The organism is Brevibacterium marinum, from assembly GCF_011927955.1.
GTDB lineage: Bacteria > Actinomycetota > Actinomycetes > Actinomycetales > Brevibacteriaceae > Brevibacterium > Brevibacterium marinum.
In genome coordinates this window covers 3,971,405-3,986,939 of sequence record NZ_JAATJN010000001.1, presented here as the reverse complement: position 1 = coordinate 3,986,939, position 15,535 = coordinate 3,971,405, and the positions used below count along the sequence as shown (strand labels likewise).

General features: G+C 65.6%; 12 protein-coding genes. 9 read left to right on the top strand and 3 right to left on the bottom strand.

The genetic code is table 11. The features are described 5' to 3' along the window. The first annotated feature begins 8 nt into the window (after nt 1-8). Nucleotides 9-572 carry a dihydrofolate reductase family protein gene (locus tag BKA07_RS17905; protein WP_167952392.1) on the top strand — a complete coding sequence of 188 codons (564 nt, stop codon included), beginning with the start codon at nt 9-11 and terminating at the stop codon, nt 570-572. Nucleotides 573-575: 3 nt separating this feature from the next. Here the strand turns inward: BKA07_RS17905 and BKA07_RS17900 are convergent, their stop codons facing one another. Further along, entirely contained in the window at nt 576-1,319 is a 744-nt protein-coding gene (locus BKA07_RS17900; RefSeq protein ID WP_167952390.1) for a GTP pyrophosphokinase, read from the bottom strand. Between the two features lie 101 nt (nt 1,320-1,420). Between BKA07_RS17900 and BKA07_RS17895 the strand changes: the two genes are divergently transcribed. Continuing rightward, the gene (locus tag BKA07_RS17895) at nt 1,421-1,684 is read left to right on the top strand and encodes a DUF2277 domain-containing protein (protein ID WP_167952388.1); all 264 of its coding nucleotides are present in this window, start codon (nt 1,421-1,423) and stop codon (nt 1,682-1,684) included. 2 nt (nt 1,685-1,686) lie between these two features. Here the strand turns inward: BKA07_RS17895 and BKA07_RS17890 are convergent, their stop codons facing one another. Then, on the bottom strand, nt 1,687-2,460 hold the full coding sequence (locus tag BKA07_RS17890; RefSeq protein WP_167952386.1) for an IclR family transcriptional regulator: 774 nt from the start codon (nt 2,458-2,460) through the stop codon (nt 1,687-1,689). A gap of 140 nt (nt 2,461-2,600) precedes the next feature. Between BKA07_RS17890 and mdlC the strand changes: the two genes are divergently transcribed. From mdlC to BKA07_RS17875, 3 genes are read left to right on the top strand one after another with little or no spacing between them, the layout of a single operon-like run. Next, nucleotides 2,601-4,205: a benzoylformate decarboxylase gene (mdlC, locus tag BKA07_RS17885; protein ID WP_167952384.1), complete on the top strand. Its 1,605-nt coding sequence runs from the start codon at nt 2,601-2,603 to the stop codon at nt 4,203-4,205. Nucleotides 4,206-4,216: 11 nt separating this feature from the next. Continuing rightward, nucleotides 4,217-5,680, top strand: a complete 1,464-nt coding sequence (locus BKA07_RS17880) for a benzaldehyde dehydrogenase (protein ID WP_167952383.1) — start codon at nt 4,217-4,219, stop codon at nt 5,678-5,680. 49 nt (nt 5,681-5,729) lie between these two features. After that, complete coding sequence (locus BKA07_RS17875; protein WP_167952381.1) at nt 5,730-7,001, top strand: MFS transporter; 1,272 nt, start codon at nt 5,730-5,732, stop codon at nt 6,999-7,001. A 248-nt stretch (nt 7,002-7,249) separates the two neighbouring features. Here BKA07_RS17875 and BKA07_RS17870 read toward each other — a convergent pair whose 3' ends face one another. Next, a complete protein-coding gene (locus BKA07_RS17870; protein WP_209044021.1) occupies nt 7,250-10,684 on the bottom strand; it encodes a bifunctional proline dehydrogenase/L-glutamate gamma-semialdehyde dehydrogenase in 3,435 nt (1,144 codons plus the stop codon). Nucleotides 10,685-10,886: 202 nt separating this feature from the next. On the opposite strand from BKA07_RS17870, the gene BKA07_RS17865 reads away from it, so the two are divergent. The 4 genes from BKA07_RS17865 to BKA07_RS17850 all read left to right on the top strand — a co-directional run bounded on the left by BKA07_RS17865 (nt 10,887) and on the right by BKA07_RS17850 (nt 15,452). Then, the gene (locus BKA07_RS17865; protein ID WP_167952379.1) at nt 10,887-12,491 is read left to right on the top strand and encodes an FCD domain-containing protein; all 1,605 of its coding nucleotides are present in this window, start codon (nt 10,887-10,889) and stop codon (nt 12,489-12,491) included. Between the two features lie 91 nt (nt 12,492-12,582). Continuing rightward, a complete protein-coding gene (udk, locus tag BKA07_RS17860; protein ID WP_342449119.1) occupies nt 12,583-13,194 on the top strand; it encodes a uridine kinase in 612 nt (203 codons plus the stop codon). A gap of 99 nt (nt 13,195-13,293) precedes the next feature. Further along, the gene (locus tag BKA07_RS17855; RefSeq protein ID WP_167952377.1) at nt 13,294-14,865 is read left to right on the top strand and encodes an HNH endonuclease; all 1,572 of its coding nucleotides are present in this window, start codon (nt 13,294-13,296) and stop codon (nt 14,863-14,865) included. Between the two features lie 62 nt (nt 14,866-14,927). Continuing rightward, complete coding sequence (locus tag BKA07_RS17850; protein ID WP_167952375.1) at nt 14,928-15,452, top strand: hypothetical protein; 525 nt, start codon at nt 14,928-14,930, stop codon at nt 15,450-15,452. Nucleotides 15,453-15,535 lie beyond the last annotated feature (83 nt).

The following is a 15,535-nucleotide window of genomic DNA, read 5'->3' as shown; positions in this document are numbered from 1 at the left end:
GAGGAGCGATGGGCAGAGTCACATGGGGTTTCACCAGTTCACTCGACGGGTTCATCACCGGGCCGAACCACGACATGTCCTGGATGTCCGGCCTCGGCTCGCTGTCCGAGGGCACGGTCGAGGATCTCGCATCGCAGGTGGCCGTCATCATCTCAGGCCGGTCCGGCTACGACGCGGCCAAGGCGCAGGCAGTCGAGCGCGACGAACTGACCGCCGAGGCCTATGGGGGAGCCTGGTCGGGCACCGAGTTCATCCTCACCCATCGACCCGAAGAACTTGCCGACGATGCCTCGGTGACCGCCTTGAACTGCTCCATCGCCGAGGCGGTCGATCGTGCCCAGCCCATCGCCGGTGACCGTGACATCCAGATCATCAGCGCCGACATCGCCCGGCAGGCTCTCGAAGTCGACCTCATCGACGAGATGCAGGTCTTCGTTGCGCCCGTCTTCCTCGGCGACGGCACGAGGATCTTCGAGGTTCAGGGCGGCAGGCGCGTCGACTGGGAGCTCATCGCTGCAGACGAAGCCAGCAAGGACGCCTGGTTCCGCAGATTTCGCCCGAAGCGCCGGTAGCACTCACTGCTCGCGGTTGCTCAGCTCCCACAGGATGCGCAGCGCCTCTTCGTCGAAGTCCTCGCTCGCCGAGCTGTCGGGTTCACCATCGTGGACCTCGGCGTGCAGCTGCTCCATTCGGCGATCGAGCTGGCTGGCCACTTCGGCGGTCTGAGTGAGTTCCTCGAGGAGGCGATCCGGCACCTCACCCGCGAACTTGTAGTTGATCTTATGCTCCAGGCTCGCCCAGAAGTCCATCGCGATGGTCCGGATCTGGACCTCGCAGGTCACGGGAGTGGGGCCGCTGCGAAGGAAGACCGGCACCTCGAGGATCGCGTGCAGGCTCTTGTAGCCATTGGGCTTCGGGTTCGCGATATAGTCCTTGATCTCCACGACTCGGACATCGTCCTGCGAGGTCAGCATGTCAAGCACATGATAGGTGTCGGCGATGAAGCTGCAGGTGATGCGGATGCCCGCAATATCGGTGATCTCCGTGCGGACCACATCGATGTCGAGCGGAAGCTGTCGACGATTGACCTTCTCCAGCAGACTCCGCGGCGACTTCACCCTCGAGACGATGTGCTCGATCGGGTTGTAGCTGTGCGTGTGCTCCGACTCCTCTCGCAGAATCGAGATCTTGGTCAGCAGCTCGTCGATGACGAAGCGGTGCCGCATGAGCAGGTGTGAGAAGTCGTGCCGAAGTGTTCGCAGGTTCGCCACCTGGTCAGGCGTCGGTGCCGTGCTCGAGGTCTGCGGTCGTACGGTCATGATCCTCCAAGGTAGGGATATTCGGTCAGTGTATCCTCGTCGCTTCTCTGCCTCGCGTCGGTCCTCCGTCCCGTGTCAGCCCCGCGGCGTACGGTTGGATCATGTGCAGGAACATCAGAACACTTCACAATTTCGAACCCCACGCCACCTCGGACGAAGTGCACGCTGCGGCGCTGCAGTACGTGCGCAAGATCGCGGGGACGGCGAAGCCGTCTCGGGCCAACACTGAGGCCTTCGACACCGCTGTCGAGGAGATCGCCCACACGACTCAGCATCTCCTCGATGCGCTCGTGACGAACGCGCCGCCGAAGAACAGAGAAGTCGAAGCCGAGAAGCGACGAGCCAGATACGCGACCCGAACGTAGGCTCAGTCCACCACAGACTTACCCTGCGCCTCGAGATCCTTCGTGATCCCCGCCGAGGCGGTGCGCAGGGCCTGCATGATCGCCGGCCCGCCCACATGGTTGTCCGAGTCGACGACGACGCCGAGCCCGGCGATCGTCAGCCCATTGCCGTCGAAGACGGGCACCGCAATCCCCGTGGTGCCGTCATCGATGTGTCCGACGAGTTCCGCGAAGTGATAGGTCCGAATCGTGGCCAGCATCTTCCGCAGCACGGCCGGATCCGTGGTCGTCTTCTCCGTGATCGCTGCCAGCGGTCCGCGCAGATACGCTTCCCGCACATGCTTCGGAGCGTGGGCAAGCAGCACGAGACCGCACGACGAAGCATGGGCGGGAAGCCTCCCGGCGGTCTTCGAGCGGTGGATGACCGCGGTGGGCTTCGACATCCTCTCGATGATGAGGACCTCACGTTCGCGGAGGATGCCCAGCTGTGTGTTCTCGCCGACGAAGTCATGGACACGGGTCATATACGGCCTGGCCACGGTCGCCAGGTCGACGGCGTCGGAGGCGCGGTTCGACAGCTCCCACATCCCCACGCCGATCCTGATCCGTCCGCTGGGGTCGCGCTGCAGCAGATTGTGCCGCATCATGTCGTTGATCAGCCGGTATGCGGTGGATTTGGGAAGCGCCGCTCGCTCGGAGAGCTCCTCTGTGCTCAGGCTCTGATGATCGGGATCGAACGACCCGAGGACTCGGACCAGCCGATCGATCATGGAATCACCCGATTGAGAGTTCGCCATGGCCGCTATCGTAGCTCTTCACTCCGCGCATTCTCAATCAATGGACCGTCGATGGCACCCCAGTGGTCCCCATCACTATTGTGGCTGTGAGGTGCGGCATCACCTGTACCCGTAAGGTCGACCCCGAAGGAGCGGCAGCCATGACAGCGGTCTCGGTACGCCAAGCAGTCCACGAACTCATGGCATTTCACGGAATGACCACGATGTTCGGCAACCCGGGATCAAATGAGCTCCCCTTCCTCAAAGACCTCCCCGCCCGCTACATCCTCGGCCTGCACGAGGCCACGGTGGTCGCGATGGCCGACGGGTACTCACAGATCACCGACCGCCCTACGCTGGTCAACCTCCACGCCGCATCCGGCACCGGCAATGGCCTGGGAGCGCTGACGAACTCCGCGATCTCCCGCTCGAAGCTCGTCATCACCGCCGGTCAGCAGGTCCGTGACATGATCGGACCCGAGGTCATGCTCGCCAACGTCGACGCCGCAGCACTGGCCAAACCGCTCGTCCACCAATCGCTCGAACCCCTGAGCGCCGCCGATGTTCCGCGCGCCTTCTCCCAGTCCGTGTTCGCCTCCGAACGCGGCCCCGTCTACCTCTCGGTGCCCTACGACGACTGGGACGCCGAAGTCCCCGCCGCACAGATCAACCAGCTCTCCCGGACCGTGGCCAAGGCCGGCACCATCGACCCGCGCGTCGTCTCCGATCTCGGGGACAAGCTGCGCACGGCGACGAAGCCCGTCCTCGTCCTCGGCCCCGACGTCGATGACGAGAAGACCTGGGAGACGACGATCGCCCTCGCCGAGGCATTCGACCTCCCGGTCTGGGCCGCGCCGTCCCTCTCACGCCTGCCGTTCCCCAACCAGCACCCGAACTTCCGTGGCGTCCTGCCCGCCGGCATCGCCCCGATCGGTGAGATCCTCGGTGCCCACGACCTGGCGCTGGTCATCGGCGCACCCGTCTTCCGCTACCACCAGTGGCAGCCCGGTCAGTACCTGCCCGAGACCACCGAGCTCATCCAGATCGGTGACGACCCGGCCGCCGCGGCCCGCGCCCCCTTCGGCGACGCCCTCATCGCCGATCCCGTCGAGGCCATCGGCGCCCTGGCCGGGGAACTCGGTGCGACCGACCGGACCCCACACGAAGCCCACATTCAGATCGAACCCGCGGCCGCCTCGGCGATCGACGGGGTCCTCCACCCGGAGGAGGTCTTCGCGTCATTGCGCGAGACCATGCCCGCCGACACCCGGTTCGTCGTCGAATCGACGTCGACGAACGCCGCCTTCTGGGCGCAGATGGACCTGCGGCACTCCGGCTCCTACTTCTTCCCTGCCTCGGGCGGACTCGGATGGGGACTGCCGGCCGCAATGGGCGTGGCCCTGGCCGACCCGGACCGGCCGGTCGTCGCGATCATCGGCGACGGCTCCGCCCACTACTCGATCTCCGCACTGCGCACCGCCGTCGAGGAGAACATCCCCGTCATCATCGTCCTGCTGCGCAACGGCACCTACGGAGCCCTCGACTGGTTCGCGGACATGCTCGGCGTCGACAAGGCACCGGGTCTCGACCTCGGCGAGGTCGACTTCGTCTCCATCGCCCGCGGATACCAGATGCGAGCAGAACACGTCGACTCCGCCGCTGACCTCGACCGATCGATCGCCGAGGCGGCCGACCGCGCCCATCGGAACGGGACACCGACCTTCATCGAAGTCAGCACAGAGAAGACCCGACCAGAGAAGAAGTAGGGGAGAAGGACATGAGCGAGAACAGTTTCCTGGGCACCGAGTGGCACGGCAAGATCTTCACGGGGGCATGGACCGCCGGGGGCGACGAGTCCTACGACGTCGTCGAACCCGCGACGGGTGAGACCCTGGGCAGGCTCGGCGCGGCAGACGGCGATGACGTCAACGCCGCCGCCACTCGAGCGGCAGCAGCACAGAAGGAATGGGCGAAGACGACACCGGCGGAACGCGCCGCCGTCCTCCGCCGGGCCGGCGCCCTGTGGGCCGAGCACGCCGCGGAGATCTCGGACTGGATCATCCGCGAGTCCGGCGCGATCCCCGCCAAAGCAGGATTGGAAGTCGGCTCCGCCGAGGCGATCTGCTACGAGTCCTCGGCCCTGCCCAGCCACCCCAAGGGCCAGGTCCTGACCTCGAACGAGCCCCGCTGGTCCTTCTCCCGCCGTGTGCCCGCCGGAGTCGTCTCCGTCATCGCACCGTTCAACTTCCCGCTCATCCTCTCGATCCGCTCGGTCGCCCCGGCGCTGGCCCTGGGCAATGCCGTCCTGCTCAAACCGGACCCCCGGACTGCGGTCTGCGGTGGTGTGGCACTGGCCCGGATCTTCGCCGAGGCGGGACTTCCCGAAGGACTCCTTCAGGTGCTGCCCGGAGGCCGTGAAGCCGGCGAGGCCGTGGTGTCGGCACCCGAGGTCTCGGTCATCTCCTTCACGGGATCGACCGCGGCCGGGCGCAAGGTCGGCGAGGCCGCCGGTCGCCTCCTCAAGCGCTGCCACCTCGAACTCGGTGGAAACAACGCACTCGTCGTCCTCCCCGGGGCAGAGGTCGGTCCGGCCACCTCGGCGGGAGCGTTCGGCTCCTGGATGCATCAGGGCCAGATCTGCATGACCACGGGCCGCCACCTGGTCCACGAGTCCGTCTACGACGACTACGTCGAGCAGTTGTCCGAGCGGGCCAGGAATCTCCCTGTCGGCAACCCTGCCACCGAGGAGGTCGCGTTGGGCCCGATCATCGACGACAACCAGCGGACCAGCGTGCGCGACATCATCGACAAGGCCCAGGCCGATGGTGCACGACTGGCAGCGGGAGGAACCGGGGACGGGGCCTTCGTGCCGCCGACGGTTCTGGCCGACCTGAGCCCGTCGAACCCGGCGTGGACACAGGAGATCTTCGGCCCCGTGGCCCCGGTCAGCCGCTTCTCGACCCTCGAAGAAGCCGCGGAGCTCGTCAATTCAAGCGAATACGGTTTGTCCGTGGGCATCCTCGGGGACGTGGGCATGGCGATCGAGTTGGCCGACCTCGTCGACACCGGCAAGATCCACATCAATGAGCAGACGGTCTCCGATGAGGCGAACGTGCCGTTCGGCGGCACGAAGGACTCCGGCAACGGATCCCGATTCGGCGGTCCTGAGGCCAACATCGAAGCCTTCACCGAAACCCAGTGGGTCACGATGCGCTCGCAGATCGCGCCGTACCCCTTCTGAGCTGCTGACATTCCACGCCGAACGACCGACTGAACGACCGGAGACACCGATGTCCACACCCGCCACAGCCTCTGCCACCCGCACGTCGAGCGCCACTCGCTGGCCGGCGATCCTGTGCTGGCTGGCCGTTGCCCTCGAGGGCTTCGACCTCGTCGTACTCGGGGCCGTGATCCCCGAACTGCTGGCGACGAACGCCATCGGATTCACCCCCGAGGCCGCGACGCTCGTGGCGACGCTGAGCCTGGTGGGCGTGGGCCTCGGCGCGGCGGCGGTGGGGCCGGTCGCCGACCGATTCGGACGTCGCTATACGATCATCTTCTGCGTGCTCTTCTTCTCCGTCTTCACGCTGCTGGTGGCGTTCTCCCCGAATGTCGCGCTGTTCACGACCTTTCGGTTCATCGCCGGGCTGGCCCTGGGCGCCGTGATGCCCGGCTGCCTCGCCTACATCAGCGAGCACAACAAGTCGGGCAAGACAGGCAAGGCGACGACGCTGACGATGACCGGTTATCACGCCGGCGCCGTCGCGATCTCTCTGCTCGCCGTCTTCTACTCCCACAACTGGCACCTGCTCTTCATCGCCGGCGGCGTGGCCGGACTCGTGCTCGTGCCACTGCTGTGGTGGAAGCTGCCGGAGTCCCAGGAGTTCGTCGACGCCCAGGCTGCGAAAGCCCGGCCGTCCGCCGAGGCCGGGGTCTGGGGCGACGCGGTGGCCGTGGCTCCGAAGACCGGGATGGCGGGACTGTTCGTGGGCCGGTTCAAACTGGTTACGATCGGCGTTTGGGCGGCGAGCTTCATGGGCCTGCTGCTCGTCTACGGCCTCAACACCTGGCTGCCGAAGATCATGGCCGATGCCGGCTATGAGGTCTCGGATTCGCTCGTCATGCTCTTCGTGATGAACGTCGGCGCCGTCGTCGGCCTCGTCCTCGCCGGCTGGCTTGCGGACAAGCACGGCACAAAGCCGATCGTCCTCATGTGGTTCATCCTCGCCGCCGTGTTCCTTGCCGCTCTGAGCATCCCGATGACCAGCCAAATCCTGCTCAACATCGCGGTCTTCATCACCGGTGTGTTCGTCTTCTCCGCCCAGGTCCTCGTCTACGCATTCGTGTCCGCGATCTACCCGCCCACCGCGCGCGGCACCGCGATCGGCATGGCCTCGGCCGTGGGTCGCATCGGGGCGATCGTCGGGCCGTTCATCACCGGCGCACTCGTCACCGCCGGCATCGCCTACCCGTGGGGCTTCTACCTCTTCGCATTCGTCGCCGTCCTCGGCTTCGCAGCCATGGTCATCGTTCCGAAGGCCGTGGACCACGCCGGACGGTGAATCTGGGGACGCGATCTTCTGTTCCGCGTTCGGCTCCCAGGTGGCGGTACAGAGCCGAAAGCGAGGGAGGAGAATGTCGATTCTGCAGGTAAGAATCGACATTCTCCTCCCTCACAATTGGTGATTCGGCCAAGCGTCATGACCAGCGTCGGATCCGACATCCTCGGTGCTGCCCGAGACGTCGTGCTGTCCGTCTATGAGGAGATCGCAGAGAGTGTGCGGACGAAGGTCTCTGCGATCTCCTGAAATCAGGCCTTGAGTTCGGCCGCCAGCTCGTGGAAGTCGCGGCTGGGGTTGCCGAACCGGTGCAGAGTCATGGACACCGCCTGCTCCTGCACGTAGTACCGCATCTCCACCCGCGCCGAAGAGGTCACGGGCTCATCGATGACGGCAACCTCGGGTCGTGGTGCCGTCGCGGCCAGGAGTTCGGGCTCCTGCGGCCCGAGCACGCGGATGCGAGCACCGACGGAATCGTCGTACCGGCCCCGACCGACCATATCGGCGAACGTCGACGCGGACTCGGTGCGAGCGGCCACCGAAGCATCCGTGACGGCGATCTTCACATCGGAGGCCACATCCTCGGCGACGGACAGCTGCACCGTCGAACCGATCGACGTGGCGGCGTGGACCGACCTTTCGAGATCGAACAGGGACGCTTCCGAAGTCACCCGCAGGGTCACGGGACGGGGCCGGTAACGGAAGATGTTGGCTTCCGCACGGAGGCCGGTGTGGTCCTTCGCCGCCCCGAATTCGCGGGCCAGCCAACGCTCGTCGTCGGCCTTGGCCAGCTCGAGGTTCTGACTCGCGTCGGTTGCGCCCGGCAGACTTGAGGGATCGTCGACGTAGTGGCCGAAGAGCATGAGGTAGTTCGGGCCACCTGCCTTCGAGCCGAGCCCGACCGACGACTGCTTCCAGCCGCCGAAGGACTGGCGCCTGACGATTGCTCCGGTGATGCCGCGGTTGACGTAGGCGTTGCCGACCTGGACGCGATCGAGCCAGGTGCGCACCTCATCCGGGTCGAGCGAGTGGATGCCGCCGGTGAGACCGAAGGCAGGCGCGTTCTGGAACTCGATCGCCTCGTCGAGGTCACGGGCGTGCATGAGGCCGAGCACCGGGCCGAACACCTCGGTGAGGTGGAAGAACGATCCGGGTTTGACGCCTTCCTTGATGCCAGGGCTCCACAGGCGCCCCGTGTCATCGAGCTGCTTGGGCTCGAGCAGCCAGGACTCTCCCGGCTCGAGCGAGGTCAGCGCCCTCTCGAGCTTGTCGGAGGGATCCTCGGTCAGCGGTCCCATTGTGGCCGACAGGTTCGACGGCCAGTCGACGACCATCGACGAGGCAGCATCGACGAGTTGGCGACGGTAGCGCTCGGAGTCGTGGGTGGATCCGACCAAGATGCCCAGGGACGCGGCCGAGCATTTCTGCCCGGCGTGGCCGAAGGCAGAGTGCACAAGATCGGCCACAGCCAGATCGCGATCGGCCGCGGGCGTGATGACCAGCGCATTCTTGCCGGAGGTCTCCGCATTGACATGCAGGTCGGAGCGGAAGGACTTGAACAGGGCAGCCGTCTCCGAAGCACCCGTGAGGATGACGCGGTCGACCTCCGGGTGGGCGACCAGGTGGCGGCTGAGGTCCCGGTCGGCGGGCGTGCACAGCTGCAGCACGTCCTTGGGCACGCCTGCCTCCCACAGGCAGTCGACGATGAGCGCCGAACAGTGCGGCGTCGGCTTGGACGGCTTGTGGATGACGGCCGAACCGGCGGCCAGTGCCGCGACGGTGCCACCGGTGGGAATGGCGATGGGGAAGTTCCACGGCGGGGTGACGACGACCATCTCGTCGGGGACGAAGCTCGCGCCCTCGAGGTCCTCCAACTCGGCGGCACCCAGTGCGTAGTAGCGGATGAAGTCGATGGCCTCGGAGATCTCGGGATCGGACTGAGAGGGCATCTTGCCCACCTCGGCGGCAGCGACGGCGATGAACTCACCGCGGCGGGCGGCGAAGACCTCCGCCGCACGATGGAGGACCTTCCCACGGCCTGCGGCACCGAGTCCGCGCCAGGCCTCTGCGGCCTTGCGCCCGCCGGAGATCATCTCATCGAGCTTCGCAGCCGAATCGACCTGCGGCGTCTTGGGGCGATCGTCGAGGTATCCGGGAGCGGTCGCCTCGGCGATGATCTCCTTGACCCACGTCTGGTTCGCCGGCAGGGAGGGATCCGTGTCGGGCTCGTTGAAGAACTCGGCAGGAACGGGGCCGGGAACATCGCGCTCGGCCGAACGGTCCTGTGTTCGGTTCGGTTCGGGCGCGCTCTCCCCGTCGATGGCCAGGATGTCCTCGAGCTGCTTGACGGAGTCCTGGAAGCGGTCCGCCTCCCTCACGAAGACCTCGTTGCCGTTGGCGAGGTCGAAGATGCCGGACATGAAGTTCTCCTGGGACGAGTTCTCCTCGAGCCTGCGCACGAGGTAGGAGATGGCGACGTCGAATTCCTTCGGGTGCACTGCCGGCACATAGAGGAGGAGGTCTCCGACGTCCTCGGTCACCGCGGCGGCCTGTTCCGAGGCCATGCCCTGCAGCATCTCGAACTCCACTCTGTCGGTGACCTCCCGGTCGACGGACAGGTGATGGGCGAACGCGATGTCGAAGAGGTTGTGACCGGCGACGCCGATGCGCAGCCCCTTCATCCGCTCCGGGGTGAAGAGCCAGTGCAGGACGCGCTTGTAGTTCGCATCGGTGGACTGCTTCGAGTCGCAGACCGTTGCGGGCCAGCCGGCGATCTCCGCGTGGACGGTCTCCAATGCGAGGTTGGCGCCCTTGACCAGCCGGACCTTGATTCCGACGCCGCCGTTGGCGACGCGTTCGTTGGCGAACTCGCTCAGGCGCTGGACGGCGCCGAGGGCGTCGGGCTGATAGGCCTGGATGACGATCCCGGCCTCGAGCTCCTTGAACTCGGGTTCGGCGAGCAGGCGGGTGAAGACCGCGATCGTGAGCTCGAGATCCTGGTATTCCTCCATGTCCAGGTTAACGAACTTCGCGCCTGTCGGTGCCTTCGCTGCCTGCTGGTAGAGCGGGCGGAGACGTTCGACGACGTAGTCGACGGTCTCGTCGAAGGCCCACATCGAGATCTGGGAGGCGACCGAGGAGACCTTGACGGAGACGTAGTCGACGTCGTCGCGGGCGAGCAGTCGGTGGGTCTCCTCGAGGTGATGATCGGCCTCTGAGTCACCGAGGACGGCCTCGCCGAGGAGGTTGATGTTGAGCCGGTGACCGTCGGCGGTGAGCGTGGAGACGGCCTTGCCGAACTGCTTGTCGCGGGCGTCGACGACCATGTGTCCGACCATCTGGCGCAGACGGGTGCGGGCCGCCGGGACGACGACCTGCGGGGCCACCTTGGCCAGTGCCGCACCGGCCTTGATCTGGGCGCGGTCGAGGAACGACATCGTCTCGGGTGCGAGCCTGCCGACCTCTGTCAGTGCATCGGCGGCGGCATGGACATCATCGGTGCGCACGACCCGATCGACGAATCCGACTGTGAAGTCGAGTCCATTCGGGTCGGAGAGCACCGCGGAGAGGCGCTCGGCGGCGGGATTCTTCGCCGTGGTCTTGTTCGTCGCCACGCGCAGCCATCTGCGGACTGTGTCGATGGAGCGACTGGTGAGCTGATCGAGATCGGAGTCTGTGTGCAACAACTGCTCGTTCCTTTTCTGTTGGACGAACTCTGAGAGGGTCTGGCTGGACACCGTGGATCTGATCGGTGCTGGGCCAGGCGTTCCCGCGTCGCCTGTGACCTTGACGGGATCGTTGAGACCAGTATGCGCCGGAGCGAATCCGGGGAGAAGATCTCGCGCACGATCGCAGACATAGTTGAGTCAGAAGTAATAGAATAGAGTGATGTATTCCTCAGAGATGCGCCGTGACGCTGTCGCCAGGACGGCATCGTCGTCCATCGCCGAGGTGGCAGTCGAGTTCGGCGTCTCACCGTCGAGTCTGCGCCGGTGGATGTCGCGTTCCGACCTCGAAGATCGCCCGCGCAGCGGCCGTCCCCAGATCCAGAGCACCGCCGATCAGGTCGTCGAGGCGCTCGTCGCCACCGCGGGTGCGAGGATCTCCGGGAAGGACTATTCGACCAGGGCGCTGGCGGAGGCGACCGGACTGAGCCAGAGCATCGTGTCCCGGGCGGTGCAGGGGATGACGGTGCGAAGGGATCGGCTGCTCGGCCGTGACGAGATCACTGTCGTGGCGGGAGGTTTCCCACTGGTCGTCATCGGCATTCGCGTTGCCGGTGAGGCGCACAGGGCTGGGGTCTCCGGCGGAGATGGAGGCGAGAGTGCAGTATCGGCGCGACGGGTTCAGCGCCGCATCGCCGGCATCGTGGCCGGTCTGCGCTCGGCAGGAGTCCAGCACTGGCCGCAGCGATTCGACAGCGAGCATCGTCAGACCGATGCCTCGGAGATGCTCGATCTGCTGCGCTCAGGCGGGGGTGACGAGCACTTCATCGTGTTCGACCCGTTCGGGGAGACGCGGGGACTCATCGTTCACGACCAGCCCGAGGTCTCCCACGACCGGACTGCGGCCTCCCACGACCGGACTCCGGCTGCGGAAATCGCGGTTCACCGGGAGTTCGCGGAGTTCCTCGACGATGCCAGGTCCGGCCTTGCCGGCTGCAACGACATCCCCGGATCTCTGCTCGACGTGCTCTCCGCCCGAGTGCGGCACGGTTTCGAGGGCGTCCTGTGGAGGCGGTCGAGCCAGACCGAAGCTCGCAGAAGTTCCATTACTTCTGACTCAATGGAGATTTCTTCGTGGCTGCCGAAGGAGACACGGTCCATCACCGAACATCTGGCGATCGCCCTGCGTGAGGAGATCATCGACTCGGGGTACGAACCGGGTGACCGGATCAATCCTCGGCTCCTTTCACGGCGGATGCAGGTTCCTCGGTCCTCGGTGGATGCCGCGCTGCGTCGCATGGTCGACGACAAGCTGCTCGACGGCTCGCGGGGCGGGACGAGGATCCCGCTGATTACGACCCTCGACGTCCTCGATCTCTACGCCGGGCGTATGGCCGTGGGCGAGGTGCTCCTGCGATCTCTGGCGCTGCGGCCGAAACGCTACTTCGTGCCCGTGCAGCTGGCGCTGCGGCAGGTGGAGGCATCGGCGGCGACGAAGAGCGGCATCGATGTCGAGGATGCGGACCTCCACTTTCAGCAGGAGCTGGCCCGGGCCTCGGGTCTGCGGCAGAGCACCCGGGCATTCGAAGCGCTGAATCTGCGTCTGCGCCTGTTCATCTCGGTCCTGCAGCTCGACTACTCACCTGCCAGCGACCGCATCCTCGCCGATGACCGTGCCATTCTCCGGGCAGTGTCCCTCGGCGATGCGGAGACAGCGGTGGGCGCCTGGCGGGGAAAGGTCGACAACGCGGTCAGACATATGGCCGGGCTCTTCGCCCGACGCAGGTTCGACCAGGACCTCTGGGCACAGCTCACCCGTCGCCGGTGAACGGGACGGGGGACCACCTCGGCGAGGGGCCTGGTATAGATTTGGGGCAGTCAGAACGCGAATCCGCAGAGCCGAAGGGGATGGTTGGACCGTGGAGACCTTGATAGTGGGCGTAGCCGGCGGCACCGGCAGCGGAAAGACGACTCTCACCCAGGCGCTGCTGGACGAGTGCGCGGGCCCGCCCTCGGTGCTGTTCCACGACAACTACTACCGACGGCGTGATGAGCTGACGTATGAGGAGCGGGAGAAGGTCAACTACGACGACCTCGACGCCTTCGACAACGATCTCTTCGTCGAGCATCTGCGTGCGCTGCGGTCCTCGCAGCCGGTCGAGAGCCCCGTCTACGACTTCTCGATCCACAATCGCAGCGATCGCACCACGCTCGTCGAGCCGTCTCCGGTGATCATCGTCGAGGGAATCCTCATCTTCGCCGAGCCGCGGATCTGCGAGCTGCTCGACATCAAACTCTTCGTCGACACCGACGCCGATGTCCGCCTGCTGCGGCGCATCAAGCGCGATGTCGTCGAACGGGGGCGGACGCTGCAGTCGGTCGAGGACCAATACCTGGGAACCGTGAAGCCTATGCACGAGCTGTATGTCGAGCCCTCGAAGCGCAACGCGGATATCATCATCCCCGAGGGCGGACACAATATCGTCGCCATGGACATGGTCCTCAATCGGATCCAGAGGGACGTCGGCTAGAGTACGGCGCGGTTGAATCCATGCGCGATCCCGGCTCGGCGATTGTCCTGCCGAACGCTCTGGAAATCTCGTGTCAGTGGCGACTTGTAGTGTGTTTGCATGGACACGGAGACCGTCTCGGAGACATCACCGGCGGATCATGATCTCATCGCCGAGATCGACCGCTTCGCCTCCATGCTGCGTGGCGAGGAGTCCGCTGCGACCGAAGCCGAGACATTGGCACGGATCACGGCGCTTGAGGAGCTGAAGGCGACCATCGTGTCCGCTCAGGCTGCAGAGGCGGTGGCCTTCGCAGCCCTGCGCACACGTCGAGACGCGCTCAATCAGGTTCCCGCGCGTGATTGCGGAATCCGCTCCGCCGAAGAGATCGCCCTCGCGAAGAAGGTCTCACCGGGTTCCGGACGAAAGTTCCTTTCCACCTCCCGCGCGATCGTGGGCGAGATGCCGAATACATTCAAAGCGCTCGCCTCGGGGGAGATCTCCGAGGACAAGGCCCGCGTGATGGCTGATGAAACTGCGACCCTGCCCAGTGGCGACCGACGCAAGGTCGACACCCGGATGAAGACGAGTATGGGGCTCGCCGGGCTGCGGAGCCTGCGTATGGAGACCCGGGCCTTGGCAGAGGAGATGAACGCCGAGGCGGCCGCTGAGCGGGCGCAGAAAGCGACGGCGAACCGTCGCGTGACCATGACCGCGCTCGATGACGGCATGGGCCGAATCTCAGCGATCATCCCGATCCAGCAGGCCGTCGCCGTCTACGAGGGGCTGAGGGGCGCGGCCGAATCGGTGGCTGCATCCGGAGGTGCCAAAGGACGCAGGAACAACCAGCTGATGGCCGACACCTTCGTCGAGCGTTTGACGGGACAGACGAGTGCCGAAGCGGTGCCGACCCAGGTGCATCTCGTCGTCGAGGCGGAAACGCTGCTCTCCGATGGAATGGTGCCCGCCTGGCTGCCGGGATATGGTCCGCTCCCGGCTCGAACCGCACGTAACTTCGTCGCCGCCAATGACGCCGAGATCTTCATCCGCCGTATGTTCACTCGCGCCACCGACGGTCAGCTGGTGGGAATGGAATCTCGCGGTCGCACATTCACCGGGCAGCTGAGGCAGATGGTCGTCTATCGTGACGACGTGTGCCGGACGCCCTGGTGCGATGCGCGAATCAGGCATGCCGACCATGCCGATGGATACGCCTCCGGCGGTGCGACGTCGTGGGAGAACGGCTCGGGGCTGTGCGCTGCCTGCAACTTTACGAAGGAGCACCCCGGGTGGAAGCACGAAGCCACGGCTGAAGGCCTGAAGGTCACCACTCCCGGCGGGCGCGAATACGAGGCGTCGACGACCCCATTGGTGAGACGCATGAGATATCCACGACCATCGACCTCTTCGTCTGCATCATCGGCTTCGACAGACGATGGCGCTGCACGCTCCTCACCAGGAGATGATGACTGGCGATTCAAATTCGCCAGACTGCTCGAGCCCGTGCGGCCCGGTGCGCCGCCTGGCGGATCCGGCCCCCGAGAGGTGGAGATCCCGTTCTTCCCGATCACAGAAATGGAATCGAGGAAGTCCCAGGAGAAGGAACTGACCGCGATCGCCGACAGTTCGCGCGATTCGACTCACAGCCAGATCGAGCGGTGCCTTCGCCGGGCGCTGAGCGACGTTGCGTGACGTGCCGAAACTGCAACGCTCCTGACGCCGTGCGCACCATCTCAGGCTGAATGATTATGGGTATGAGTGCTGACGAAACCAATACCCAGGAGTTCTACGATCGCGAGACAAGAGGCCGAGAAGGAGGACTGGTTCGTGCCGCGCGAATCCTGCCGCTGGCCACGGTCGCGGCATGGATCGTGACGATCTTCGTGCCCGTCCTCGACAGCGGCAATGTCGACGGGCCGAGAATGAGGATCACGTCCTTGGGCTATTCTCCGGTCGATCCCACCGACCTCGATCCGGGAATGGTCTCCGTCTGGGTCCTGATCCTCGCATCGGCTGTGCTGCCGTGGCTGGTGGGCGCCCCACGCTGGTGGTCTGTCGCGACCCTCCTGATCGGCGTCACTGTTCTCATGGGTCTCGCCGCAGCCGTCATCGATCCTCCCATCATGATGTGGGACGGACAGACCGACGACGGGATGCCGACAGGCGGTATGGAAGTCGCTCGTCCGGCAATGGGCTTCGTGCTCTCTGCTGTCGGAGGTCTGGCGCTCGTCGCTGCCGGCATCTGCGGTTGGACCGGCAGACGTCGGCCGAACGAATGAGGGTGAGCGCTCGAGCCCGAACCTGCTACCGGTTCGACGGCAGAGTCGGCCCGCGAATCCGTCGATGGTTCGCCGGCGGACCG

Bases quoted from the DNA above. Each gene is read 5' to 3' on its own strand.
- BKA07_RS17905 (WP_167952392.1), top strand. From the start codon at position 9: ATGGGCAGAGTCACATGGGGTTTCACCAGTTCACTCGACGGGTTCATC.
- BKA07_RS17900 (WP_167952390.1), bottom strand. From the start codon at position 1,319: ATGACCGTACGACCGCAGACCTCGAGCACGGCACCGACGCCTGACCAG.
- BKA07_RS17895 (WP_167952388.1), top strand. From the start codon at position 1,421: ATGTGCAGGAACATCAGAACACTTCACAATTTCGAACCCCACGCCACC.
- BKA07_RS17890 (WP_167952386.1), bottom strand. From the start codon at position 2,460: ATGGCGAACTCTCAATCGGGTGATTCCATGATCGATCGGCTGGTCCGA.
- mdlC (WP_167952384.1), top strand. From the start codon at position 2,601: ATGACAGCGGTCTCGGTACGCCAAGCAGTCCACGAACTCATGGCATTT.
- BKA07_RS17880 (WP_167952383.1), top strand. From the start codon at position 4,217: ATGAGCGAGAACAGTTTCCTGGGCACCGAGTGGCACGGCAAGATCTTC.
- BKA07_RS17875 (WP_167952381.1), top strand. From the start codon at position 5,730: ATGTCCACACCCGCCACAGCCTCTGCCACCCGCACGTCGAGCGCCACT.
- BKA07_RS17865 (WP_167952379.1), top strand. From the start codon at position 10,887: ATGTATTCCTCAGAGATGCGCCGTGACGCTGTCGCCAGGACGGCATCG.
- BKA07_RS17855 (WP_167952377.1), top strand. From the start codon at position 13,294: ATGGACACGGAGACCGTCTCGGAGACATCACCGGCGGATCATGATCTC.
- BKA07_RS17850 (WP_167952375.1), top strand. From the start codon at position 14,928: ATGAGTGCTGACGAAACCAATACCCAGGAGTTCTACGATCGCGAGACA.